Below are 26,566 nucleotides of genomic sequence, written 5' to 3' on the forward strand. Positions count from 1 at the left end.
GCTTCTGTTGGATTGCTTTTTGCTGTGCGATTTTTCTGATACCGTTTCGCTCCGCGACGGCCGGAACCCCTAAGGTGCTCGACCCACGTTTTCAACTGGAACAAATTGCGCAGCAGCCCGAGATCGTCACGCCAATCGGAATCACATTCGACCAGCATGGGGACTTGCTGGTGATCGAATCGCACACGCATCATCGCCAGGCCGATTACCAAGGCCCGCCCACGGATCGCATCCGCCGCTTCGCCGATACCGATAACGATGGCAAGCTCGATACCTGGAGCACGTTTTACGAAGGAACCGAAGCGACGATGAGTCTGGTCGCCGCCAGTGATGGTTCGATCTACGTTGCCACACGCATGGAAGTCTTTCGACTACGCGACACCAACGGTGACAAAGTTGCCGACAAGCGAGACGAAATCGCTCACTTGGAAACGGCAGGACGCTATCCCCACAACGGCCTGGCCGGCATCGCCTTTGGTCCGGATGGTTTTTTGTACTTCGGTCTGGGCGAGAACCTTGGCGAACCGTACGCCTTGGTGGGGAGCGATGGCGCGAAGCTTTCTGGCGGAGGCGAAGGAGGCACGATTTATCGTTGCCGCATGGATGGCTCGGGACTGGAACGCCTCGCTACCGGTGTTTGGAATCCGTTCGGTATGATCTTCGATCCCTCAGGCCGCTTGTTCATGGTCGACAATGATCCAGACAGCCGCCCACCATGTCGCTTGCTGCAAATTGTTCCTGGGGGCGACTATGGCTATCAATTCCGCTACGGTCGCACCGGCGTGCATCCGCTACAGGCCTGGAATGGCGAACTGCCGGGCACATTGCCGATGGTTGCCGGAACGGGCGAAGCACCCAGCGGCGTGCTGTGGTACCACGGTGAACTTTGGGGCAGCAGTTGGGGCGACCATCGCGTTGAAACGTTCCGTCTTGGCCATAACGGCGCTGGCGTGCAAGCCACACCACAGACCGTCGTTCAAGGCGATCACAACTTTCGCCCGGTCGATTTCGCGGTCGCTCCGGATGGCTCGCTCTATTTCACGGACTGGGTCGATCGTAGTTATCCGGTCCATGGCAAAGGTGCCATCTGGCGGCTTTCGTGGAAAGGGTCGCCGCCGACCGACACTCCCCTCCCGCTTTCCGCGGAAGAGCAGCAAGCCGCCAAGTTGCGTCAGGAACCAACCCTCGCGGCACTCGACTCCGACGATCCTTTCCTACGGCAGGCCGCCACGTATGGGCTTTCGCAAAACCCAGAAATGCTGGCCGGCATCGACTGGACTTCGGTGCCGACCGGTACCCAGCGGCTCGGCGTGCTCGAAGCCATTCACTGGAACCAGGAAGCGACGTTCCCGGAGACGAATCCGCAGCAGCTACGAAAGGCGCTCAACGATCAGGACGATCGTGTTCGGATGTATGCGATGCGCTGGATCGCCGATCAGAAGCGAACCGAGTTCCTGCCTGACTTGCAGCAGCGATTGAAGGTAGCCACACCGACCGTTCGTGAGTTTCCGGTGTTGCTCAGTACCATTTCGTGGCTGGAGTCGGGCAACGCAGGCGGAAAGAACGATATTGTCGAGCAGCGCATGCTGGCCGACATCGTTCGCGACGAGAAGCAGTCGGCCGAACTGCGGACGTTGGCTCTGAAGTTGATCGTCCCCGGTGGCAATCAACTGAAGCTAGAAGAGATTCGTGCGCTCGTCGACAGCGCGTCGGCGGAACTTGCTCAGCAGGCGATGCAATCGATCTACCTTCGTGGCGGTTCCGAGGCCGAGAAGCTGGCCGAAGCGATTGCCATGGACCGAAAACGTTCGCCAGAACTACGTGCGATGGCGATCGTCGGCTTATCAGATCATGCCGACCAGTTCCAGAAGCAGCTCGAAATATTGAGCCAAGATTCTAATGAGGTCGTGCAGCGAGAAGCAAAACGCACGTTGGATTCCGAAATGGTTGCCAACCCAACGCCGCCAGACGACCTCGATCAATGGTTGACGCGAATCGCAGGCGTAGGAGACGTAGCGGCTGGTCGGCGAACGTTTCTTTCTTCGCAAGGTGGCTACTGCATTCGTTGCCACCGCTTTGATGGAAGTGGCGCCGATGTCGGGCCCGACCTGACTTACATCGGTCAGCGAATGACGAAGAAGAAACTGCTGGAATCGATCCTGCAGCCGAGCCGCGAGATCGCTCCGATGTACGTTCCCAAGGTGGTGCTGACCGATGACGGCCGCTTGCACATTGGCTATCCGATTACCGATCCGAAGGTGAACGAAAAGCGGCTCTTTGTCGACACGGCCGGTCAACGATTCGAGTTGGAACCCACCTCGATCGAAGAAGAAAAGGACTCGGACAAGTCGATCATGCCTGCCGGCTTCCAGCAAGTGCTGACGCCGGAAGAAATGCGTGACCTGATCGCCTTCCTGCTGGCGACACCGCAGTCGTAAGCCAGCTGCTTTAGTACGCGTTTTTGCGTCCCAGCACGACAAAGACCGTTTCGAACAAGATTCGCAGGTCGAGCCAGATGCTCCACGTGCGGATGTATTCGTGATCGCATTGAACGCGACGTTCCATCTTTTCGACGGTGTCGGTTTCGCCACGCCAGCCGCGAACCTGGGCCAGCCCGGTAATCCCAGGCTTCACCTTGTGCCGCAGCATGTAGTGATGGATCAGTTTGCGATATTGTTCGTTGTGGGCCGAAGCATGGGGCCGAGGTCCCACCAACGACATCGTTCCACCGATCACGTTGAACAACTGCGGTAGTTCGTCGATCGAGCTCTTCCGCAGGAACCCGCCAATCGGTGTGAGTCGACTGTCGTTCTTCTGCGCCTGTTTCACGTTTGGGCCATCTTCACAGACGGTCATGCTGCGGAATTTCCACACCAGAATTTCCTGGCCGTCCAAACCATAACGTCGCTGACGGAAGAAGACTGGGCCCTTCGAGGTCAGCTTGACGGCCAGGGCGACCAGTGCCATCGGAATCGAAAGCAACAGCAGCACGAATGACGCCAGGATGATATCGCTCACCCGCTTCAAGATTCCATCGACGCCGAGCAAAGGGTTTTCGTAAACACTAACCACCGGCAGTCCGCGGATATCGGACCAGCGCGAGTGTAAAATCTCGAACACGAAGAAGTCCGGCACGATATAAACCGAGGCGGTCGTATCGCCCAGGTGATTCAGCACGTTGCGAATTCGTGTCTCGGCACGCATCGGAAACGTGATATAGATTCGATGAACTTCGCCCCGACGAGCCGCCTCGACCAGATCGTTCAGGTTGCCAATCCGCATGCCGAGGTTAGCCGGAATGGCAGGCAATCGTTCGCTAGGGCGATCGTCGTAGAAGCCAGCCACACGCATGCCGAGGTCCGGGGTATCGCGGATATTTTCAGCCAGCTGAATGCCAAGCTCGTTCACGCCAACAATCGCCACGCCATGCTGATTCAATCCGCTGGCAAGCATCCATCGCAGCACGGTACGAATGATCATGCGCGAAACGGTCAGCAAGAGTGGCGTAATCAAGAACCACCACACCAGCGTGTAGCGATGCAGCGGATGTTCGTAGTGAACGACAGTCGCCGAAACAACGAGCAGCCCGAGCGAAATTGCCCAGGTCAACGCACCGCAACTGATTTCGCGTTCGGTCGAAACACCACGCCAGTTGCGATAGACGCCGGTGAATTCGGCCACGACGTAATAGATCGCCAAGGCGACCACGCCTGCCAGTTGATGATCGCCAGCCGGAGTTTCGCCGGCGCTCATGACGGCCAAGACCAGGCCAAACAAAATGGCGGCGGCATCCGCTACGCGGTAGATACCGTCGAGCAGGGTCGATTTGTGTTGGATCTGTCGAAGTGGATTGCTCATCAATGTTGCCTGGCAGCAGGGCGGACTCGCCGGCCGAAAAAGAAAACCAGGCAAATATAGGTTAAGCCCCTTCGCCGAGCGAAGCATGCGCCAAGCAGAATTCAGATCGTGTGAGCCGTGGAAACGATCGTAGCAGTCGTAGCGATTGTCGCGACTACGATTAGATGTCGATCGCGCCTTCCAGATCGATCTGCGGCGGAAGCGTCTCTGGCGGAGGAGGAAGTTCCAGTTGTTTCGGCGCCGGTTCTTCCTGGCTCCGTTCTCTTAAGCGACGAAACAATCCCTTCCGCGGAGTCTCTTCCTGATCTGTACCTGCCGGATCGGACGGCGATGGGGTGTCCTGATTGGCCTGGCGACGTTCGCGCATCAGGTCGAGCAAGCCACCTTCGCCCGCGGTTCCTTTCAACAATGCCCCTGCCATTCCCATCACCCCTTCCAGGTCGAGTTCACCATCTTCGCCCTCGAAGTCGAGCTTGAATTCGTCACTCTTCAGCAGGTCTTGCAGCGTTGACTCGGCTGTCGTCATCAGCGAATTTCCGAATCGCCGTTTGTCGATGATCGGGTGATCAAGCGTACCGGTGATCGGGATCTCGATCGTCTTGCCTCGTAGCGCCGTCAAGAACGGAAGCGGCAACTCCCCTTCTTCGAGCCCTTCGGTCGGGTTCAGCGGAATCGGAATTTCGGCGATCAGATTCAGTGATTTATCGAGGCCGACATAGCCATGCGTTCGTACCCGCAGGTTGCCAATTCCGAAATCGAGGCCTTCATGATAGACCTGTTTATCCGCGAGCTCGAAGTTGATCGTGCAGTCGGAAAAGACATCGACCGATGGGCCAAGCCCAACGAATTCGGTAATCTTTTGCACTAGCGGAGTGCCTGTCAGCTGAGCTTTGTGAATCACCAGCTTGCCCTTGCCAACCGCATTTTGGTGGTCTGCCAGTGGGACCTGTATGTCTTCCAGCGAAAGGGAAATATCGCCGTTCACCTTCGTCACCCCGGTCACAACCGGAGCGACAAACTTCAGCATGTCGTCGCACATCGCTTGGGTCATCTGTTGATGATCCATCAGCGTGGCCCGGGGAATCAGGATGGTGGGGCCTTCCGCATCGGTCTGGCCTGGGCGTAGCTGAGCCAGGAAACCAATCTTGTCGAAGCCCCATGGCTGCGTAGCCCCTGGCTTGCTCACTCGGACGGTGGCATCGGTCACCGCGACATCAATGGTCCGCTGCAGCGCGGCTTGGACTTTTTCTTTATCGAGTGAGGGAGCTTCGGCGGGGCCATCGTTCGCCAGGTCGGCCTCTTCGGAAGGAAGCTCAATCTCGATCAGGGGACTCTCGATCTTGAGATTGCCCAACTGCCGAGGCTGCTTCAGCAAATGGAAAAGCGTGACATCGTTCGAGATGCGTGGGACCCCGATGTCATACTTACCGCTGTTTTGCGTCACCTTCAGATTGGTGATCTCGGTGGGCGTAAACCAACCAACGGAAACCGAGCCGACCGACACGTCGACTTCCTTACCATTGAATAGTTGGTGCAACAGAAAGTTTCGGACTGGACCGTAGCTAATCAAGGTGGGGGCGGCAATAACCAGAACAACCAGCAAGCCCACGAAGGAGCCGCCAGCCAGAAGAACCTTACCCCAGTGTTTACGGATCCAGTTCATGGCGTGACATCCGGAAAAAAGAAAACCAGCTTGCCGCCGCGAGCCATGGCTCCTCGCCCGAAACGGAGACGAGGAGCATCGGCCGGATATTTAGAGGAGCGACTTCAGCGCGGCCAGGGCAGCGTCGTAGTTGGGCTCTTCGGTGACTTCCTTACAGGTTTCAGCGTAGACGACTTTGCCTTCGCTATCGAGCACAAATGTGCCACGGGCCAGCAGTTTCAGTTCGTCGATCAGCATGCCCCAGTTGTTACCGAAGCTGCGTTCCTGGTAATCGCTGTACTGCTTGATGTTGGTGATGTTTTCAGCACCGCAGAAGCGATTCTGGGCGAAAGGCAGGTCCAAGCTGATCGTCAGGGCGTTGATCGAATCGCCCATTTCGCCGAGGCTTTCGTTGAACTTCTTGGTCTGAACCTGGCAGACACCGGTATCGAGCGAAGGAACCACGCTCAAAATGCTGGGCTTACCCTTCAGGTCGGATACGGTGATCGCGGTCAGGCCCTGAGGACCAAATGCGTGCAGCTTGAAGTCAGGGGCAGCTTGGCCCACTTGGACTTCTTCGCCAACCAGGGTCATCGGGTTGCCTTTGAACGTAATCGCTGCGGGGCGGCTCATGAAATTTCCTTCTACATGAAAATCAGGGTGCCGAAAGGCACATCTTCGGTTTGGTAACGAAACCGCATTGTGCCGCGCCGCTTCGGGTGATTAAAGAGGGCGTGCCCGTTTCGGGGGATTTGCAGCGCGAATGCCGTCCTCTGCCGACGTCCAAGAAACGAAAAAAGCCGCCCGGCGTGCACCCGGCGGCTTTTTGTTATGGAAATGGATCGCTGGCCAAAATCTTTGTCCGTTGGAGGCGGACCAATTAGAGCCAATCGACTTCCAGTTGATTTTCAACTTCATGCACGCCATCGACGCGGCGAACGGCCTCTTGGGCCATCTGCTTTTGGAAATAGCTGCCCACGCGACCCTTCAAGATCACGCGACCTTCGCTTCCTTCCACCTGAAGATGGCGGCTGGGGAAGTGAGGGTTGGCCGAAAGGGCCTGATGAACAGTGCTGGCAATCGCGGTCACGTCTTGCATCACGGGTGCCTCGGGGTTGGTTCTGAGATCGGGATATTAGCTTGAGTGCTATCACTGCTATCGGAGTCCCCTGCGGAAAGCCTGGACGAATTTAACGTCCCCGTAGGAAAACCGATGCAAAGCAGTGCCGATTGAACCGACTGTACCGATTACCGCACCAGAAGAAGGGTGCCACGACAGAACGTGACACCCGATCGATTCATCTAAGCGAACAAGCTCTTGGCCAGCTCTTCGGCCTTTTCCATGGCGGAAGGAATCTGAGCGGCGTCTTTACCGCCGGCCTGAGCCATGTCGGGACGACCACCGCCAGAGCCACCGACCAGTGCGGCAGGTTCCTTGACCCAGTCGCCGGCCTTCAAGCCCTTGTCGGTCAGCGTTTTGCTGAGTCCAGCCACGATGGTCACCTTTCCTTCGTCCGCGGCTGCAAACAGCATGACGGCCGAAGACGAGGTGCTTTTGCGGATCTGATCGATCAACTGACGCATCAGGTTAGCGTTGGCCCCTGGGACTTCCGCCACCACCACCGAGACGTCGCCGACAGTGCTCGACTTGGCCAGCAGGTCGTCGCCGGTCAGCGTGCCTGACTTTTCACGTTCGGTCAGTTGGTGCTTCAGCTTTTCGATTTCCGCGAACAACGTCTTCACGCGTTCAGCCGACTCGAACAGTGGCGAATTCAACTGACGAGCCGATTCCTTCAGCATCTCTTTGCGATGGAAGTAATCGACGTCTGCCTTGCTCGACGTAGCGACCGCAGTCGGAGCATCGGGAGCCTTACCACTGCCGTTGACCGCTTTCTTCAAGTCGCGGACATAGCCGGTGATATGCTTCACCGCTTCCGGTACATCGTTAACGCTGCAGCCGAGAGTGCTGGCCATTTCGCTCAAAGTCTGGTCGACTTTGACGCGGTATTCCTTCGCCTTCTCACCGGTGAGGGCGATGATACGACGCACGCCGGCGGATACGCTTTCTTCGCTGATCACCTCAAAGGCGCCAACCTGCTTGGTATCGGTCAGGTGAGTACCGCCACACAGTTCGCGGCTGAAATCACCCATGGTGACCATGCGGACCGGATCGGGGTACTTCTCGCCGAAGAGCATCATCGCTCCCAGTTCGCGAGCCTTGACCAGTGGAACGGTTTCCCACTTCACCAGGCCGCCATCGGTGACCTTCTCGTTCACGTCCGATTCGATGACCGTTAACTGATCGAGAGCAATCGGCTCCATGTTCGTGAAGTCGAATCGCAGCAAGTCGTCTTCCACCTTCGAGCCCTGCTGTTGGGCGTGCGAACCGAGCGTCTTCTGCAAGGCATGATGCAGAATGTGCGTGGCCGAGTGAGCTCGTTTGATCGCGGCACGGCGGTTGGTATCGACTTCCGCGGTCGCGGTTGCCTCGGTCGAGATCTTGCCTTTGGCCAGATAGCCGACATGCAGGAACAAGTCGCTGTCTTTCTGGGTGTCGGTCACGACAAACTCGAAATCGCTCGAGTAAATGCGACCGGTATCGCCGATCTGACCGCCCGACTCGCCGTAAAACGGGGTCTTGTTGATCACGACAATCAGTTCGTGCTCTGGGCCAATCTTGTCGAAATCGTCGACCAGCTTCGACTCTTCGTCCCCTTCAGCGCCGACCACGATCCCCCTCACTTCGACTTCGGTCGAATCGGTTTCGTAGCCGATGAATTCGGTCGAACGGACCGAGTTCTTCAGCGATTCGATCGGACCGGTTTCGAACAGTTTGACCTGTTCGCCGCCAGAGCGTTCACCGAACGCGACCATGGCGTCTTTGTAGCCAGCCCAGTCAAACGTGAAGCCATGTTCAATGGCGACTTGTTCAAAGAGTTCCGGTGGGAATCCGAAGGTCTGATACAGTTCAGCCGCTTCGTCACCACTGACGACAGTACGGCTGGCGGAACGCATGCCAGCGAAGATCTTTTCGCTGCGGGCAATCCCGTCATCGAGCGAGTGGAGGAAGTTCTCTTCTTCGCTCTTGATCACGCTCTTAACGCGGGTGACCGAGTCTTGCAGGTCAGGGTAAGGAGCCTTCATCATCTCGACGATTTTGTCGACCAGTTGATAGGCGAACGCGTGGTGCATGCCCATCTGGTGACCATCGAGCACCGCACGTCGCAGCAAGCGGCGGATGACGTACTTCTCTTTATTCGCACCTGGGTAGACGTTCTCGTGAACGGCCATGGTACAAGCGCGGATGTGGTCGGTGATACGACGCAGGCGGCGACCATTGTCCGAGTCCGGATCGTACTTCACGCCACAGATTTCGCCTGCGGCTTCGACGATAGGTCGCAAGATGTCGATGTGATAGTTGGTGGTGACACCCTGCAACGTGGCCGCAGTACGCTCGAGCCCCATGCCGGTGTCAATGTTCTTGCTCGGGAGCGGTTCCAGGTTGTTCGGTGGATCGCCGACACGGTTGAACTGCGTGAACACGAGGTTCCAGATTTCGACCTTCTTGCCATCCTTCGGCGTGAAATAGATTTCACTGCACGGACCGCAAACGCCGTCGGGTCCTTCGCTCGGAGCGCTGGCAGGCCAGAAGTTTTCGTCTTCGTCGAGACGTTCGATCCGGCTGAACGGCAGACCGATCTTTTCGTGCCAGATATTGGCGGCTTCGTCGTCGTCTTTATAGACGGTCACGCTCAACTGGTCGGGGTTCAACGCCAGCCACTTCTTGTCGGTCAGAAATTCCCACGCCCAGTGGATCGCTTCTTCTTTGAAGTAATCGCCAAAGCTGAAGTTGCCCAGCATTTCAAAGAACGTGTGGTGATAGGCCGTACGACCGACGTTGTCGATATCGCCGGTTCGCAGACATTTCTGACAGGTCGTTGCCCGGGTGAAGTCGAGCTTCACGCGTCCCAGAAAGTGATCTTTGAACTGGTTCATCCCGGCCGGCGTGAACAGAACTGACGGATCCCAGGTGGGAACCAAAACGTCGCTCGGGCGACGGGTGTGTCCTTTGGTCTCGAAAAAGCTGAGGTACTTCTCGCGTAGTTCGTCGGTTTTCATTGGGATCAATTTTCAGTGTTCGATGGTCTGGGGTCCCGCTGCTTCCTTCGGCCGCGGAACTCGTTTCCCCCAATCATTGGGACACAAGTCCTTCATTCTAGGTTCTTTGCGAATCTGGGCAAAGGTGACTGACGGCCCCGATTCGGCGTCCCTCCAAGAACGAAAACAAGGCCGGCCATCCCTCTGTGCAGAGACAGCCGACCTCGGAACCCTGTTTCGGTTGCAAGCTAATTCAAATCCCGGGGGGATTCGGGGGGATTAAAGATCATCTTCCGGCATTTCGCCGTCGCTGTCATCTTCGGAAGCAGAAACCGGCCCGATGCTCGGCTCCATCACATCCATCACCTTCTGCTTGATCTCTTCGGTGATTTCAGGATTCTCAACCAGGAACACCCGGGCCTTTTCTTTCCCTTGACCCAACTGCATGTCGCCATAGCGGAACCAGGCCCCGCTGCGGGCAACAATCTTGTGATTGAGCCCCAGATCGAGCACGTCCCCTTCGTAGCTGATGCCATCTTTGTGCATCATGTCGAACTCGGCAACGCGGAACGGAGGAGCGACCTTGTTCTTGACGATCTTCGTACGGACACGCTGACCGACCACGTCTTCGCCATCCTTCAACTGACCGATTCGACGGACGTCGATACGGCAGGAAGAATAGAACTTCAAGGCACGGCCACCTGGGGTGGTTTCGGGGCTGCCGAACATCACCCCCACCTTTTCGCGGATCTGGTTGATGAAGATCACGCAGGTCTTCGATTTGGAGATGGCACCCGTCAACTTACGCATCGACTGGCTCATCAAACGAGCCTGCAAACCAACGTGCGAATCGCCGATTTCACCATTGAGCTCCGCCTTGGGGACCAGGGCGGCCACCGAGTCGACAACGATGACATCGACAGCGTTCGATTTCACCAGCATTTCGGTGATCTGCATCGCCTCTTCACCGCTGGAAGGCTGACTGACCAGCAATGTTTCCAGCTGAACTCCGAGCTTTTTGGCCCAGCTAGGATCCAGTGCGTGTTCGGCGTCGACGAAGGCTGCGATCCCTCCCAACTTTTGGGCCTGAGCGATGCAGTGGAGCGCCAGGGTCGTCTTACCACTCGATTCCGGACCGAACACCTCGATGATTCGACCACGTGGAATTCCCCTGCCTCCCAAGGCCATGTCGAGCGAAAGCGATCCTGTCGGAATCCCTTCAATTGCCTTGTGGTTATTACCCAGGGGCATGATCGCCCCTTCGCCAAACGACTTCTCGATCTGAGCCAGGGTGGTTTTCAGGGTGGTGTTCCCAGCAAACACATCCTTCTTGGCATCTTCGCCTTTCGACGAGACGTCCTTCCCGGACGACTTAGCTTTCTTGGCTGCCATTTTTCCGTTGCTCTTGGTTGCGACCGTGACCATTTCGTTGGGCTCCTTTATGCGGAATGACCGAAGGCACTGCAAGCGGGCCCTGCGGTATCGAGTGCACAGATGAACAGTGTACAAGTTTGCACTAGGAATGCAATCTTGTTTCTGGCTTGCTTCTGAAAAAAATGATCGGCGAAGCGCGGGACACGTTAGGTCCCAGCCCAGAAAAGAAATTTCCGGAATCCCAGATTTCGCCAAAAAGCCTTACAAGATAAGGCTTTCAGAAAAAGCCAATTCGTCGCGAATAAGAGCCACGGCGACGACTAACCGAGCTTGCCACGCCCGATCAGGGTGTATTTGGGGCCGGTTCGATCAAGCTTGCTAGCAAAAATGCAAACTTCGCGAATACTGCACTCCCCCATCGGCAACTCTTCGTTTTCAGCGAGCAAGGCTTTCAGGCCTTCGACCGACTCGTTGAACCGTTTTAGGCGGCCCAACGTCAGGTGAGGATGATACTTCTTGCGAGAATCAGGTGGATAGCCGGCCTGGGCCAGTTGCTCGGTCAGATCTTCCTGCAACGCAATGAGTTGCTCGGCACCTCGACTGGCCCCCACCCACAGCGTGCGTGGACTTTCGATATCAGGAAAAGCCCCGGCCCCGACCATCTCGAGTTCGAACGGATCATGGGCACTGGCGACATCGATCGTCGTCCGCGAGATGTCGACCAGGTCCTGGCTGGTAACATCGCCCACAAAATTGGTCGTGATATGCAGATTCTCGGACTCGACCCATTTCACATCCGTCCCGGACGCCGAGAGCTTTTTAATCAGCTTCTCGGCGCGGCGGCGAATGTCCGTCGAGATTCTCACGGCCAGAAAACAACGAGTCGCTTCCATGCCGGAGAGACTCCCTTCTTGGAACAGGACAACTAGAACGTCAGCATCTGGCGATACTGGTTGAAGCGGCTGTCGATTTCTTCGCGGTTGGTACCCTTCAGGCGGTCCAAGCTGAAGTCTTCGACGATCAAGCTGGCCACGACGGTGCCGTAAGCCATCGCTTCTTTCAGCGTCTTCGGGTCGAAGTTGTTCTGCTGAGCCAGGTAGCCCATCATGCCGCCTGCGAAGCTGTCGCCGGCACCGGTCGGATCGACCACGTCTGGCGTTGGGAAGGCTGGCATCACGTAGGTTTCGTTCTTCGAGAAGAACATTGCGCCATGTTCACCCTTCTTCAAGATGATGAACTTCGGGCCCATTTCCAGGACCTTCTGGCCGGCTCGAACCAGGTTTTCTTCTTCGGTCAACTGCTTGGCTTCGCTGTCGTTCAGCACCAGGCCATCGACTCGGCTGAGCAGCGTCTTGAGCTGATCGCGTTCGATTTCGATCCACAGGTCCATCGTGTCGGCCACCACCAGGCGTGGCCCGGTCATCTGCTCCAGCACCTTCAACTGGGTCGTCGGCGAACCGTTGGCCAGGAAGACGAATGGGCAGCGGCTCGATTCTTCCGACAATGTTGGGTTGAACGTTTCCAGCACGTTCAGGTGAACTTCCAGCGTGTCGCGGTCGTTCATGTTCGAGTGGTATTTGCCGGTCCAGCGGAAGGTCTTGCCACCTTCTTCGATCTCGATGCCCGAGGTATCGATGCCCCGTTCGGTCAACAGTTGGGTATGCTCTTCCTGCCAGTCTTCACCGACGACTCCGACCATGCGAACTCCGCTGAAGAAACTAGCGGCGTACGAGAAGTGCACGGACGACCCACCCAGGATGTTCTCGCGAACCTCGGTAGGGGTATGAATGGAATCGAAAGCGATGGATCCGACGACCAGGAGTGACATGGGGGCGTCTTTCGTAATTAGCTTAGGCTTTGGAAATTCATTTTCACAAATCACGACGCTCTTCGCCCAAAGCTGGGCCGAAAGCCCCTTTCAGGGCATAATGAACCTCGCAAAACGCCTCATTATCAGGGAATCGGTCCTTTCTGCAACGTGATGCACGAAACCAAACGGGCCTCTCGGTCATTTTCTTGTGGTGTTGCGCCATTTCCCGATTCTCGCTTTCCCGCTTGAAAGGTCGTTAAATTGCCTTTTCGCACTCCCCTGCTCTGCCTTTTGCTCGCCAGTTGCCTGCTGACTTCCGTGGCCCTGGGGGATGAAGAAAAACGCTTTGTAGCGCTGCTGGAAGATGGTCGCGTGGTCGAAGACAACGTCTTGCGCAACTGGTACTCCGGCAATGCAATGCCGCAACTGGCTGGCCAAAGCCTGATCGATGGCGGCAACCCCATACGGTGGATGATCGACCGTTCGCTCGGTCCGGCCGAGATGCCCAACGCCTACATCGAACTTCTGTCTGGCGACCGCCTGCCGGGCCATACCGACAGCTACATGGCCGAAGGAATCGAATATCAGGCCGACCAGCCCGAGCACTTCACGCTGACTCCCAGCTTTTCGTATCGCAAGTCGTCCGACTCGCGATACCGCACCGACCTGCGTGTCCGCCGCGACTTCATTCGCAAAATCGTCTGGCAACAGATTCCCGCGTTAGTCGATCGTTATGTTCCTTCGACCGTCTATCTGACCAACGGTCGTGAGATCAGCTTCCGGGCCATTCGCTTCTCGGACGGAGCAATCCACTTGCTTTCCGGTCGCGAACGGATGTCGTTTGGGTTCCATGAAATCGCCGAGCTTCATCTGTCCGACGAATCTCCCTGGGAGACGCAACTTCGCGAGTTAGCCATTCTGTTCCCTGGCGGCAAAACCGATCCTGCCGATCGAATGCGATTGGTCCAATGGGAAACTTCAGAAGGCCTGGTCGCGACAACGAGCGTGCAGCGAATCGATGCTGACTCGCGAGGCGACAACAACAACTCGGATCGCTGGATTCACGGCATCCAGCCAGCCTGGTCGCTCGATCCGATCTGGGTCGAATGTCGTTCGACTTGGATGCGACGAAGTTGGCCAATCGACGAGATTCCTCTGTTTCGCTTGCCTTATCAAGAGAGCCGCGCAGGGGCAATGTTCTCGCGAAATGGGTTTCCGGCTCGTGTGAATCGTGGCGTCCTCGCTGGCACCGCCAAGTCAGGCGATCACATCAGCGGCTGGAACTTCGGCGTGATGGCTCCCAGCCGCATGTCATTCGAGCTCCCCCCCTTGGCCAAGGGGCTCCGTGGTTCGGTCGGGATCGATCAGGCCGCCAAAGACCGCGGCTGCATCCGTGGCAAAGTCTTCGTTTCGTGGGAGAGCCAACCGAAGTTTCAATCGGAACCGATCATCGGCTCGCAAAAGAGGGTCGAACTAGGCAACATCAACTGGAACGACGTGCCAGCCGATGGAAAGTTAATCCTGGAAGCGGACATGGCCGAAGAAGGGCGTCCTGCCGATGCCGACCCGTTCGACATCCGCGACATGACCAACTGGATCGAGCCACGTTTGCTGTTGGATCGCGAGAAACTCCTGGCCGAGATCCGCAAGCGAACTCCCCAGGCAATCCTGGCCTGGAAAGATTGGACGGTCACTTCCGATCCTGAAAAGCTGCAGTTTCAAACATCACGCCGCCGCGTCGAGTACAGCTACGAGGCCCCATCCTGGCGAACAACCGTTGTCGCCAAGGACCAGCCGCTGAAGCTCTCGACGAGACGCGATATCGCCCCCGAGACACGGTGGCTCGAGATCGTCACGGCCAAGTTCGATGGCAACGATCAGCCGGTCATCGACGTTACGATCGATGGCATCCTGGTTCTGTCGAAAGGCTTGCAAAACGTCAACGTTCACGACTACGTCAACACACCGTCGCCGCTGCTGGTCGACATGTTGCCTTTCGCAGGGCACGAGGTCACCATCGAGATCAGTCAGTCGCCAGGCCCGGCCGATATTCCGGTCGATTGGCGTGGGATCCATTTCCTGACGCAGCCTTCGTTTATACGTCCAATCCTTGATCGACCTACCGAAGTGGAAGTCGATGCCCTGACAACGTTGAATGGCGAGCCAGGCGAAGTGAAGTGGCGAAATGACTTGCGACTAGTTAGCCGGCCAGCCATCGAAGTAGCCGACGGTGGAGACTGGATTCAGATTGCCAGCTTCGATCCTCCGCTGGAAATCCGCGAGCGTCCGATGCCAGGCCAGTTCCGTCAGATCCGTTTCAACTTCTCGAAGCGTGGCGAAGGTCACGGGCTGATTCGGTTCCTGCACAACGACGACGCCGAGTCCCCTGTGATTTACTCCGTCGGAACCAACAAGGCTCCGAAAGGGATCATCGAGCTCGATCCGAAGAAAGTCCAAGAAGAATGGCACGAAGTCACGCCGGATCTGTTTTCGAGCCTGGGCGAAGTCGAGATCACCGGCATCGCGATTCAATCGGTCGGCGAAGGCTCTTCCATTTGGGACCATTTCCTGGCCTTGGCGTCAACACATCCGTATCAATTCAACTGCCTCACGACGATCCCTCCGTATCACAACAACTGGGACGATTGGCAGAAGCGTTCGGAAGACCTGCTGCAGCGTTTGCCGCAAGCGATTGTACAAGTGCAACTCTCGCCCGAGTTGAAACGCCCCGCCGTGATGGTGAATCAAGGCGAAGGGATCTTCGCGATGCTGGGGGACGACAACTGGAAGACAGGTTCCAAGGTCGAATTGACTCGTCTCGATGGCCAGACGTTCACGGCCAAGCGGCGGGGAATCGATGCCGAATCACGACTCGGATTCATTCAGATCGAGAACATCCAGCAGGATGGTAAGTGGGCGCAATATAACCTTTCCGGTGCGGAGCGTTTCGATCCGCGGTTTGCCTTCATGCTGCTGCACCCCAACGCAGCCGGTGATGGTCTCGACTGGGATGTCAGCCAGCCGATGACCTATACCTCGACCACCGAAATCTTGACCATGCCCGACAAGTTCGAGTGTGAAGTCGGGGCGATTGCGATCGACTTGAACCATCAGGTCGCCGGCCTTGTGATTGGCAAGGCACCGAACAGACAACCTGTGTTGACGATCGCTCATCCGCTGTCAAAGAACTGGGAGAAGTTGAAACGCGGCGAAAACTAGTCGGCCCGAAACAATGGCTCACAGGTTTCGTGACGCGTTCCGTTTTGATCGGTGACCGAGAACTTCCAGTCACCCCGCATGCAAACGCCGGCGTGGCTTCCATCTTTCGCCAGCAGATAAAGCTGCAGATGGAAGTTGGGTCGGCCGAGAGCATCCACCTCAAACGGAGGTGCATGGCGAGCGGCCTGTTGCATTGCTTCCATCCCGGCATCGCGTGGTGACATCCCCTGCCCCATCAAGTGAACTGCCAGAAAGCTGGAGCAGTTCAACAAATTGGCTTCTCCGTGCCCGAGACTGCCGCAGGTCCCTTTGTCGTTTTCGACATACAGCCCGGCCCCGAAGATGGGTGAATCGCCGACGCGGCCTTTCGTCTTGAAGCAGTGCCCACTGGTCGATGTAACACAAGCCAGGTCTCCATGTTCGTCTTGCCCAGCCAGATGAACCGTTCCCGCGGGATGCTGATAGAAGCGGTTCAAGATCTTCATCAACGCTTTTGTTTCTTCGTCGGCGGGTGGAGGCAGCCATTCCATATTGCTTTGGTAGGTGCGTTTCCAAAGTCGCCACAATTTACGTGCCTTATCAGTCAGCAGGTTCTCTTTCGGGAACCCACAGGCCCGCGCGAACTCGCATGCGCCGTCCCCTTGCAGCATTACGCGGCGCGATTCTTTCATCAGCCGCAACGCCAGCTTCGAAACATGTCGGACTTCGCGAAGTCCGATGATCGAACCGCCGCGATGGGTGCGGCCATCCATCACAGCTGCATCCAAAGTGACCTCTCCCTGCTCATCGGGAAGCCCACCATAGCCCACAGTGTGCTCATCCGGATCATCTTCGACCAGGGCGACACCTTCGACACATGCGTCCAGCAAAAGTGTCTTCTTAAGCAGCAGTTGCCACGTAAGTTGAGTCGCTTCCAAACCGTTGTGCGAGGCAATGACTTTCATGGTTCTTTGTCGCCAGGGTAGCGGTATAATTACGAGTCTAGGAAAATCCTCAATTCACCATTTTTTTGGTCAGCGATGGGGACGATCCTGATATGATTGGCCGGGCACCGATCTTCGATCCAAGTTCGGTTGGCTCGCGTTCTGCAAGGCGGCGTTTTGCGGGGCCATCCGATCCCGCAAGATGGAAAGTGGACGTCCGAGCCTGATTGTCGTTCGTTTTAAATGATAAAGCGATCGTACCTCGTTTGCCTGCCCCATGGCAGCAATAGGACGATCATGGTTCGCCTTGCCCCCTCACGAAACACCCATGACCAGTCGCTTTGACGATTCCGACTCGTCGGAAAATCTGCGCATTAACCAGGATCCCGATCTCCCCTCGCGACAGGCAAGATGGCTTCGCGGGATCGGCGGAATTGTGCTTGGCCTTTCAGTCGCCGTAGCCTTCGCCCCGCTGTTCTTCTCGACAGACGTTTCTTCGAGTGAAACGACCACCTACCTGCTAATGCTGGTTTCGGTATTGGCGCTCGATCTGTGCTTTGTCGCGTTGATTCTGACGTGGCGGAATTTGGCCGCCGGCCGCCTTGGAGAGTGGCAGTTCACCGTCGACGGTTTTCAATCGTCGCTCTACCGCAACTTGATCCTTGGAGGCGGACTCCACACGGTGGCTATTTTCGTCCTGTGGATTCCGCTAATTCTTCAGCAGAACCAAGAGAAGGCCGAGGTCACATTCACGCCGTTCGTGGTGATGGCCACCTTCGGCGCGTTGGCCTCGATTCCGTGGCTGGTGCAGTTCTTCTTGAACGTCAAAGGGCACGATCTGGAAGTGCATGACGAAGGGATGATGATTGGCGGCTTTTATCCATGCCGCTGGAATCGCATCCAAAGCTATAGCGTCTGGGACGATGCCGCATCGCTGGTTTCGTTCGATATTCGCGGACGCGGCCCGATCGAAGTCTTCATGGCCCCGGGCGACCGGAAGATTCTGGTCGAAGAACTTCGCCGGCATGTCGGCCCGCCGGAGCGCGAAGGCCGATCGGACGATCTGCCCGATGACGATCACCACGGGCAATTCGGAAACCTCTCGGTATTCCGCTAGTCGCCAGGTCTTAGCCGACGCTGGCGATGAAGCACTTCAGGTATTCGCTCTCCAGACAGGTCGCACTGACCGGGTGATCGGGCGAGGCACCACGCTGTTCCAACAAGCGAAGATCGCGGCCTGACTTCTGAGCGACGCCTAGCAGCATCATCATGAACTCGTCGCGGCTCACGTTACCACTACAGCTACAGGTCACCAGGATGCCACCGGGACGCAGCAGCTGCGTGGCGTGACGATTGATGTGGAAATAGGCCCGCAGTGCTTCGTCGATCGTACGACGCGTTTTGGTGAACTTCGGCGGATCGAGCACGATGGCGTCGTACTTGTCGCCGGCGTCAACACGTGCCTTCAAGTAATCGAAGCAGTCTGCCTTCTCGAACGATACGTTGTCGAGCTGATTTCGCTGAGCGTTTCGCTGCGCTGCCGAAACGGCTGGTCCGCTGCCATCGACGCCATGGACCGAGGCGGCCTGACCATGCTTGGCGGCATTCAACGCGAAGCCACCGCTGTAGCAGAACATATCCAGCACCTTCGCCCCAGAGGGAAGGTACCGGGCAGCCACCCGACGGTTGTCTCGTTGATCGAGATAGAACCCGGTCTTCTGCCCTTCCGAAAGATCGACTTCGTAGTGCAGATCGTTCTCGACGATGGTGATGGGTTCTTCGGGCAATTGACCGGCCAAAAGGCGCGACTCAACTTCCAGACCTTCCAGCTTCAAAATGCCGGCTTCGCCACGCAGCGAGATGCTTTTGGGCTCCATCAAGTCGGTCAGAATCGTGACGATCGAATCGAGCCGGCGATACATGCCGAGCGAAGTCACTTGAATCATCAAGTGGCCAGCAAAGTGCTCGACGATCAAGCCGCTCAGCCCGTCCGCTTCGCTATAAACGAGGCGGCAGCCGGTCGTTTCGGACAGCAAACCCATTTCGCGCCGCATCAGGATGGCACGTTCGAGACGAGCCTTCCAAAAACGATCGTCCAGCTTTGCTTCCGGATCCCACGAATAAAGTCGAACCCGCAGGTGACTGTTCCGATTGATCAGCCCATACGCGATGAAGCGATCTTTGTCGCTGATCAATTGGACCATATCGCCATCTTCGACCTTCCCTTCCACTTTTTCGATTCCACTGTCGCGAACCCATGGGTGGCGACCGAAGAATGGCTGGGCCTTGCGGGGGCGCAGCTTCACTTTAGGAATGGAGGAAGATACCGAGCTCGTTTCTTCGGGCATTGCGGGGGTTATTCCGATTCAGCGGGGAATTTTTCAGCGGCAAGTTGCAAAGTCATATCCATGCGATGCAGACACGACTCTTTGCCCAAAATAGCGAGGCAATCGAACATGCCTGGGCCAACGGTCTTGCCGGTCACGCTCAAACGAACACCATGAATGATGTCGCCGATCTTGATGCCGGCCTCGTCCACGAAGGCATGCATTTCTTTGTCGAGATGTTCGACCGTCCAGTCCTCGACTCCGTCCAGATGATGACGGAAGGTTGTGAGGATGGCCTGTGATTCGGGCGAGGAAAGTCGCTTCGCGAAACCTTTCTCGTCCATTTCCATTTTGTCGTCGGCAACGTAGAAGTAATCGGCGTAAGCCAGGATGTCGCCCATCACCTTCAAGCGGTCACCGCACGCGGCGACGATCAGCTTCAACTTATCCATTTCGCCAGCGGCGTTCGGATCGGCGACCAGACCGGCCTTGTGCAGGTACGGCATCATTCCGGCGGCCTTTTCTTCAACCGACAGATTCTGCATGTGGCGATCCTGGAACGCCCACAGCTTCTTGGCATCGAAGCTGGCCGGAGCCTTCGTGACGCGTTCGAGGCTGAAGTGCTCGATCATCTGCTCAACGGTGAAGTCTTCGGTCTTGTCGTCCAGCGACCAACCGAGCAGCACCAGGTAGTTCAGAATGGCGGACGGCAAGTAACCGGTCGCTTCGTAGAAGTCAACGATCACGGGATTGAACGTCTCGGCCGACATCTGCACGCCCATCCGGGCCGCGATGTCCTGACCATGTTCGTTGATTCGCTTGAAGTCCGGGTTCTTCAGGTACTTCTCAAGCTTACGTTTGCTCAGCTTGTTCTTGCTGCCAGGCTCGGCCACATACGGCAAGTGAGCATAGGTCGGCAATTCGTAACCAAGCGACTGGGCGATGAAGATCTGGCGCGGGGTATTTGGCAGATGTTCTTCGGCACGGATCACGTGCGAGATCTTCAGATCGTAGTCATCGACCACGCTGGCCAGGTGATACAAGCACGAGCCGTCGCTACGCTGGATGACGTGATCGTTCTCTTTCGACCAGTCGAACGAGACATCGCCTCGGATCGCGTCGGTGAACTGACAGGCCCCTTCACGCGGCATCTTCAGACGCACGACAAAGCTGCGTCCTTCGGCCTCGAACTTGGCACGTTCTTCAGGCGTGGTGGCCATCCAGTTGCGGCTGTACTGGAACGGTCGCTTATCGAAGGTGGCCTGATCGCGTTCGGCGTTGACTTCTTCCAGCGTGGAATAGTCGTAGTAGGCGAAGCCGTCATCGATCAGCTTCTGCGCGGCGGCCTGGTACTTTTCGAGGCGCTGCGACTGGTAGTAAGGTTCGCAAGGACCGCCAACATCGGGGCCTTCGTCCCAGTCGATTCCCAGCCAGCGGAAACCATCCAGGATCGGCTGGAGGGCTTCGTCGACGTTGCGCTGCTGATCGGTATCGTCGATCCGCAGGATGAACTGTCCCCCATGCTTGCGGGCAAACAGCCAATTAAACAGTGCGGAGCGAACCCCACCGATATGCAGATAACCGGTAGGACTTGGGGCGAATCGGGTACGAACTGTTGCCATGATCTAGCGGGCGTACGCCTTGATTGGGGTATCGATGGACGAACGGCGTCTCCCCCTTGTCAGGTGGGAAACGCCCCGAACGATCCCTAAGCTTAGACGCTGGCAGCAAACCGCGTCAAAGGGGCGTATCTCCGATTCGTCGGGGACTAGGCCGCCGTCCGACGCTTCAGCTTTTTCAAACGCCGACGTTCTGCCTTGCTCAGCATGTGATCTGGCTTGGCTTCCAGTCGCAAGATTTCTTCATCTTCGGCCGAGTTCGACTCGTCGTCGTCCTCTTCGTTGTACTTGCCGGTGATGGTCGGGGGCTGCTGCGGAGCAGGCGCGGGGGCCGTTGCTGGAGGCTTGGGCCGCGTTTTGACCCGAGGCGTCATCGTGGTGCGTGGCTCGTCCGAATCGGCAGCGTCTTCATCGTCGCTCGCTTCGGCATCCTTGCTACCCCACGAGAACCAGCCTCGTTTTGGCTTCGCTTCCGCTTCTTCCTCAGTCGCTGCCGGAGCGACTACCTTCGGCTTCTTGCCGGCTGGGGCATCTTCGGCCTCGTCGGTGTCGGCTTGCTTTTTGCCGAACGAGAACCAACCTCGCTTCGGCTGGGCGGCTTCTTCCGCCTCTGCTTCCTGCTGCTTCTTCGCGGCGATCTTCGCTTTCAATGGAGCAGGCTTTTCGGCTTCCACTTCCTCGGCAGCGGCCTTTTTACCGAACGAGAACCAGCCCCGCTTTGGCTCGGCCGCTTCTTCCGATTCGGCTTCTTGCTGTTGCTTCTTGGCGGCTGGCTTCGCCTTTACCGGAGCAGGTGCTTCGTCGCCCTCTTCCTCGGCGGCGGCCTTTTTGCCAAATGAGAACCAGCCCCGTTTCGGCTTGGTTTCGGCTTCGTCTTCTTCGCCAGGCTTGCTGGTCGAACGCGACTTGGCCGCTGCCGGCTTGGCAGGCTCTTCGGCTTCGTCGGTCTTTTCCTGCTTCCGTCCCCACCCGAACCATCCGCGGCGTGGCTTGGCTTCCGCTTCTTCTTCGTCGTCGTCGTTCGCAGGCTCGGCAGCCTTGGCGGCTGGTTTCTTCACGGCGGCTCGTGCACGACGGGCTGGCTTCTTGGCCTTGGTTTCAGACTCTTCCTCTTCGTCCGCAACTTCGATCGAGCCGCGAGTGATCAGGCCCTGAGCATCCATCCAGACGAAGCGGGCATACTGCACCAGGCTGGCCATCAGCAGGCCGACCCCTGTGAGCTGAACGGCATGGTAAGCCAGTTCGACCGGCATATTACCAGGGACCAGCAGTAGATCCAGTTGAACCGCCATGCCCAGGAAAATGAGCGTGGCCCCGAGCAGACCGACGATCAGCGTGCCGACACTTTGACGTACTTCCAAGATCGCTCGCAGCGCCATCGAGCCATAAGCAACGCTCCAGACGACAATCCACCAGCCTTCGGTCTTACCCAGCAGACGGACACGCGTGACCGCCTCGAGCCCGCGAGCGACGTCGCTGCGGAAGTCGAGCATGAAGTCGACACTGGCGAAAAGCAGCAGTGCGGCAAACCAGAGCCAGCAACGATAGCGTCCGCGATAGTCGTCCAAGCGATGGCGACGGATACGATACGTTAAAAACGCAATCAATGCGCCGACGAACAGGGCTCCGGCCGACAAATAAGTTCCCAGGCTATCGACTCGCGATAAGTCAGCCCAACGAACGACGCTGGAAGCATAGTGATGCAGTGCCAGCAAACCGGCTACGGTTAACAGAATGGCGGCGTAGAAGAGTGCGACGTGGACAACGTACACCGGAACCGCATCGACGATACGGATTCGACGTTCATCCACGGCTGTCTTCGAGTAAGAGCGAGCCGATCGACGCATGATGCTCGCCGACTCGTTCGAAGCAGACTGGTTACTGGAATCGCTGTTGCGATCGTCCATCAAGGCCCGTCGACGACGCTCGTCGCGCAGACCGTTCCGCCTGAATTGCATTCTCAATCCCATCCCTGGTGAAAGAAATGACCACGTCCCTGTGGCATTTAATCATCCTTATAGAACAGATTTCGGCAATCGATCGAGGCGTCCTGAATGAATGATGGCCAGGTTTTGATCAGCCCCATGCTGGCACGTACCGCAGTACGAAAAGCCGGCACATTTCACCATGGTTGATGGCATGGCTAGCAGCGGACATCCGAAGTTGCCAGCACATTTGTATTACTCCACGCTGCACGTGGAATGCAGGTTCCTTCCACAAAACAAGGGAGACCAGAAATAGGCCTCCCTTGCGAGTTGAACGTGCCAAAGCGATCGCGAAACTAGCACCCTGCGATAACAGGATTCGACAGGATACCGAGCTTTTCGATCTCGATCTCGCAGATGTCTCCCGGCTTGAGGAAGACGGGTGGCTTGCGAGCCATACCGACGCCCGGCGGAGTGCCGGTGTAAATCAAGTCGCCAGGCTTCAAGGTGCAGACCTGCGATAAGTACGAGATCAGGAAATCGATGCGGAAGATCAACTGGCTGGTCGACGAATCTTGCATCGTTTCGCCATTGAGTCGGCATTGAATCCGCAAGTTGTGGGGATCTTCGATCTCGTCAGCCGTGACGATCTCGGGTCCCAGCGGAGCAAAGCTATCGAACGACTTGCCGAGGAGCCACTGCTTGCCAGGCTTCCCCTTTTGCCAGTCGCGGCAAGAGACATCGTGACCAATGGTGTAGCCGGCGACGTGGCTCATCGCTTCGGCCTGGGGGATGTTCCTCCCTGCCCGACCGATCACCACGACCAGTTCTGCTTCGTAGTCGATTTGATCGCTGACTGCCGGCAGTTCGATCGCCTGACGATGGGCCCGCAAGCATGTCGGAAACTTATTGAAGACGACCGGCTCGTCGCCAACCGTGGCCCCCGTTTCGGCGGCATGGTCGGCGTAGTTCAAACCGATACACAAAATCTTCTGCGGTTCGACCACGGGCGGCAGGAGATGCACCTTGGCCGGATCGAGCAACTTGCCGGTCTGGGCGGCTTCGAGAATGGACTCGTGATGAACCGCCAGCATCGGCAACAACTGCTTCATTTGGGTGGGAAGCAGCGGATCGGCCTGATGCAAGTCGACATAGCCATTGCCGCGAGCCACCGCGGTACGTGGTCCGGTTTCACTCTGGTAGCTAATCAATCGCATCGGGGTCGGAACCTTCTCATGGGAATAACCGTTGTCATCTGCATCTCACATAGAATGCGCAGAGTTCAACTTATCGGAAAATCCCCACCGCGACAACGAGCCAAAGCGGTTGCCTCTCCCAGGCATTGTGCGTTTGTTCGGTCTCTTTTCTTCCTTTTTCTGCGCTGGCGGATCGAGCCAATTTGCTGACCGACGGATTTCGACGTAACTTTCAGCGCAACAATTCACAACGACCACACCAGTGACTACCTGGGGCAGCAAATCCAGATGGCTATGGACCCAACCTCGAACCCCGGATCGTACGAACCTCCAGGGACTTCGCATGACCATGTTGAAGATCCCATCCACGCAATTTCGAACCTGATTGCCTGGGCCGACGAGCCGTACGATGAACCAATCGCCGACCACTTCGACGACACCGACAACCAACTGATTCAGGTCAGTCTTGGAATCGCTTCCGGTTTGTTCTATTCACTTCAGGCTAAGCACTTCCCGACCGCTTCGCACTCGCTGCGTGTCGCCAAATTGTGCTCGCGTTGGGCGGTTGAACTCGATCTCGAACCTTTCCAGCGCGATCAGCTGGAAGTCGCCGCTTTGCTGCACGATGTGGGCAAAATTGGTGTCCCCGACTACGTACTGACCAGCCCTGGCAAGTTGTCGGCCGACGAGCAATTCTTGATGGACCGCAGCCAAGAGATTGGCCTCGAGATCCTTTCGGCCTGCTGCGACGGCGAAGAGATAGTTGACCTGATTCGTTATAACTATGCCTGGTACGATGGCAGCAAGAAGAACAGCGACGTATCGGGCAAAGACATTCCCATTGAAGCTCGCATGCTGGCGATCGCCGATGCCTACGACTCGATGACCGTCGATCAGATCTTCCGTCGTGCCCGCTCGAAAGAACGTGCCATGGCCGAACTGAATTCGTATGCCGGTACGCAGTTCGATCCAGATCTGGTCCAACAATTCTGCGAACTTCAATCGCGAACGATCACTCCAAACACCGACTCAACCCGCCGCTGGTTGCGAGTGCTTTCTCCCGAACAAGCCAACAAACGCTGGAAAGCCAACGCCGAAAGTATCGCACCACAGCTCAGCCGTTCGCATGCTGCGTTTCAGGACTGTCTGGTCCGTAACAGCCACGACGCGTTGATCTTCCTGGATATCAGCCTGCAAATCATCGGTTGGAATCAGGGTGCCGAACGCCTGACTGGTTTGCCCCGTGATGTCGTCGAAGGACATAGCTGGACGCCCGATCTGCTAGGCCTGACCGATCACAAGGGACGCAAGTTTGGCGAAGGCAAAGACCCGATCCGGGCCGCTTTGGTCTCGCGTACCCAGGGCAAGTACCGTCTTTCGATTCGCAACGCGGCCGGCAACTTCGTCGCCGTGGTTGCCCACATCGTTCCGGTAATTGGCGAAGATGGCGCCAGCCTCGGCCTGACGATCCAGATGCACGATGCTACCGGTGTCGAATCGCTGGAAGAACAAGTTCAATCGCTGCACTACAAGGCAACTCGCGATCCACTGACAGGGTTGTTCAATCGAGCCGAAATGGACCGCAGCCTGATCGATATGGTCGATCGCCATACGACCGTCGGCCGGCCTTGCAGCGTGATCATCTGCGACATCGACTTCTTCAAGAAGATCAACGACACCTTCGGCCATCAAGCAGGCGATGAAGCTTTGATCGTCTTTGCCAAGATGCTGGAAGACAAGGCACGTCCCGGCGACATTTGTGCTCGTTATGGTGGCGAAGAGTTCGTGATCCTCTGCCCACAGTGCGACAACGAAATGGCCGCCGCATTAGCCGAACAGATCCGCAGCGATCTCGCTGCAACGTCTCTCTCGGCCTTAGGCGGAAAGCACATGACTGCCAGTTTCGGTGTGACCGAAATTCAACGAGGCGACACCGGTGATACGATCCTGAACCGAGCCGACCGGGCCCTGCTACAGTCCAAAGAAATGGGGCGCAACATCGTCACCCAGATCGGTGGCGGGCTGAACGCCCCGCAGATCGGTGATCGTCGTAGTTGGTGGACCCGCATGTTCAAGCCGGCCGAGCCGGAAGTGCTGCTCAAGCGAGCGATGAAGACCCGTGTGCCGCTGAACCTGGCCGCTGAGAAGATTCGAGGCTTCGTGGCCGATCATCGTGCCGAAGTGCTGCAAGTGACCGAAAACTCGATCAAAGTGATGATCGATGGCGAATCCCTTCCGCTGCAGCGTCGCGTTGCTGATCGAGCCGTGCCGTTGATTCTCGACCTGCACTTCAGTGCCATGATGGTCGAGAACGGGAGTCAGCATACGAAGGTTCAGATTTCGATCTCGCCGCGACGCAATCGAGACCGCCGCAAGCGGGACGCTGTCGAACGTGCCCGGCATCTGTTGTTAAGCCTTCAATCGTACATGGTGGCTTACGAGTTCGTCGACACCTCGGTCGCATCGATGGACGATCACTCGTCGTGGTGGAGTCGCCTCTGGGGTGGAACCTCGCAAAAGATGGGCGAGTCGCGATAAAGCAACCTGATTCAACGACAAGAGCCGCGAAGGAATG

Annotated in this window: 17 protein-coding genes; 4 read left to right on the plus strand and 13 right to left on the minus strand. The window is 57.1% G+C overall.

All coding sequences use genetic code 11. The annotated features are described in order from the left end of the window. Positions 1-74: 74 nt before the first annotated feature. On the plus strand, positions 75-2,438 hold the full coding sequence (locus tag AB1L30_RS17235; RefSeq protein ID WP_367014644.1) for a PVC-type heme-binding CxxCH protein: 2,364 nt from the start codon (positions 75-77) through the stop codon (positions 2,436-2,438). A gap of 10 nt (positions 2,439-2,448) precedes the next feature. Here the strand turns inward: AB1L30_RS17235 and AB1L30_RS17240 are convergent, their stop codons facing one another. The 8 genes from AB1L30_RS17240 to AB1L30_RS17275 form a co-directional block, all read right to left on the minus strand. Continuing rightward, positions 2,449-3,858: an undecaprenyl-phosphate glucose phosphotransferase gene (locus AB1L30_RS17240; protein WP_367014645.1), complete on the minus strand. Its 1,410-nt coding sequence runs from the start codon at positions 3,856-3,858 to the stop codon at positions 2,449-2,451. A 160-nt stretch (positions 3,859-4,018) separates the two neighbouring features. Next, positions 4,019-5,521 carry a hypothetical protein gene (locus AB1L30_RS17245; RefSeq protein WP_367014646.1) on the minus strand — a complete coding sequence of 501 codons (1,503 nt, stop codon included), beginning with the start codon at positions 5,519-5,521 and terminating at the stop codon, positions 4,019-4,021. Between the two features lie 90 nt (positions 5,522-5,611). Continuing rightward, positions 5,612-6,133 (minus strand): thiol peroxidase, encoded by a 522-nt coding sequence (gene tpx / locus AB1L30_RS17250; protein WP_367014647.1) that lies wholly within the window; start codon positions 6,131-6,133, stop codon positions 5,612-5,614. Between the two features lie 247 nt (positions 6,134-6,380). Continuing rightward, a complete protein-coding gene (locus AB1L30_RS17255) occupies positions 6,381-6,599 on the minus strand; it encodes a BON domain-containing protein (RefSeq protein WP_345086904.1) in 219 nt (72 codons plus the stop codon). A 203-nt stretch (positions 6,600-6,802) separates the two neighbouring features. Continuing rightward, positions 6,803-9,619: an alanine--tRNA ligase gene (gene alaS / locus AB1L30_RS17260; RefSeq protein WP_367014648.1), complete on the minus strand. Its 2,817-nt coding sequence runs from the start codon at positions 9,617-9,619 to the stop codon at positions 6,803-6,805. 258 nt (positions 9,620-9,877) lie between these two features. Next, the gene (gene recA / locus AB1L30_RS17265; RefSeq protein ID WP_367014649.1) at positions 9,878-11,023 is read right to left on the minus strand and encodes a recombinase RecA; all 1,146 of its coding nucleotides are present in this window, start codon (positions 11,021-11,023) and stop codon (positions 9,878-9,880) included. A 269-nt stretch (positions 11,024-11,292) separates the two neighbouring features. Then, positions 11,293-11,865, minus strand: a complete 573-nt coding sequence (gene thpR, locus AB1L30_RS17270) for an RNA 2',3'-cyclic phosphodiesterase (RefSeq protein ID WP_367014650.1) — start codon at positions 11,863-11,865, stop codon at positions 11,293-11,295. 32 nt (positions 11,866-11,897) lie between these two features. Continuing rightward, a complete protein-coding gene (locus AB1L30_RS17275; RefSeq protein ID WP_367014651.1) occupies positions 11,898-12,800 on the minus strand; it encodes a PfkB family carbohydrate kinase in 903 nt (300 codons plus the stop codon). A 243-nt stretch (positions 12,801-13,043) separates the two neighbouring features. Here AB1L30_RS17275 and AB1L30_RS17280 point away from each other — a divergent pair, with 243 nt between their 5' ends. Further along, positions 13,044-16,001, plus strand: a complete 2,958-nt coding sequence (locus tag AB1L30_RS17280; RefSeq protein ID WP_367014652.1) for a hypothetical protein — start codon at positions 13,044-13,046, stop codon at positions 15,999-16,001. Here the strand turns inward: AB1L30_RS17280 and AB1L30_RS17285 are convergent. Continuing rightward, on the minus strand, positions 15,998-16,945 hold the full coding sequence (locus AB1L30_RS17285) for an isoaspartyl peptidase/L-asparaginase (RefSeq protein ID WP_367014653.1): 948 nt from the start codon (positions 16,943-16,945) through the stop codon (positions 15,998-16,000). The genes AB1L30_RS17280 and AB1L30_RS17285 overlap by 4 nt on opposite strands. Before the next feature lie 307 nt (positions 16,946-17,252). Here AB1L30_RS17285 and AB1L30_RS17290 point away from each other — a divergent pair, with 307 nt between their 5' ends. Further along, positions 17,253-18,041: a hypothetical protein gene (locus AB1L30_RS17290; RefSeq protein ID WP_367014654.1), complete on the plus strand. Its 789-nt coding sequence runs from the start codon at positions 17,253-17,255 to the stop codon at positions 18,039-18,041. Between the two features lie 10 nt (positions 18,042-18,051). On the opposite strand, the gene AB1L30_RS17295 is transcribed toward AB1L30_RS17290, so the two are convergent. From AB1L30_RS17295 to AB1L30_RS17310, 4 genes are all read right to left on the minus strand, one after another. Continuing rightward, a complete protein-coding gene (locus AB1L30_RS17295; protein ID WP_367014655.1) occupies positions 18,052-19,272 on the minus strand; it encodes a class I SAM-dependent rRNA methyltransferase in 1,221 nt (406 codons plus the stop codon). An 8-nt stretch (positions 19,273-19,280) separates the two neighbouring features. Beyond that, a complete protein-coding gene (gltX, locus tag AB1L30_RS17300; RefSeq protein ID WP_367014656.1) occupies positions 19,281-20,873 on the minus strand; it encodes a glutamate--tRNA ligase in 1,593 nt (530 codons plus the stop codon). Positions 20,874-21,019: 146 nt separating this feature from the next. Then, positions 21,020-22,828 (minus strand): hypothetical protein, encoded by a 1,809-nt coding sequence (locus AB1L30_RS17305; protein ID WP_367014657.1) that lies wholly within the window; start codon positions 22,826-22,828, stop codon positions 21,020-21,022. A 323-nt stretch (positions 22,829-23,151) separates the two neighbouring features. Beyond that, on the minus strand, positions 23,152-24,012 hold the full coding sequence (locus tag AB1L30_RS17310) for a fumarylacetoacetate hydrolase family protein (RefSeq protein ID WP_367014658.1): 861 nt from the start codon (positions 24,010-24,012) through the stop codon (positions 23,152-23,154). A gap of 267 nt (positions 24,013-24,279) precedes the next feature. Here AB1L30_RS17310 and AB1L30_RS17315 point away from each other — a divergent pair, with 267 nt between their 5' ends. Next, positions 24,280-26,529, plus strand: coding sequence for a diguanylate cyclase (locus AB1L30_RS17315; RefSeq protein WP_367014659.1), 2,250 nt, complete (start codon positions 24,280-24,282; stop codon positions 26,527-26,529). The last annotated feature ends 37 nt before the right edge of the window (positions 26,530-26,566 follow it).

The organism is Bremerella sp. JC817 (assembly GCF_040718835.1).
In the GTDB taxonomy this organism is placed as follows: Bacteria; Planctomycetota; Planctomycetia; order Pirellulales; family Pirellulaceae; genus Bremerella.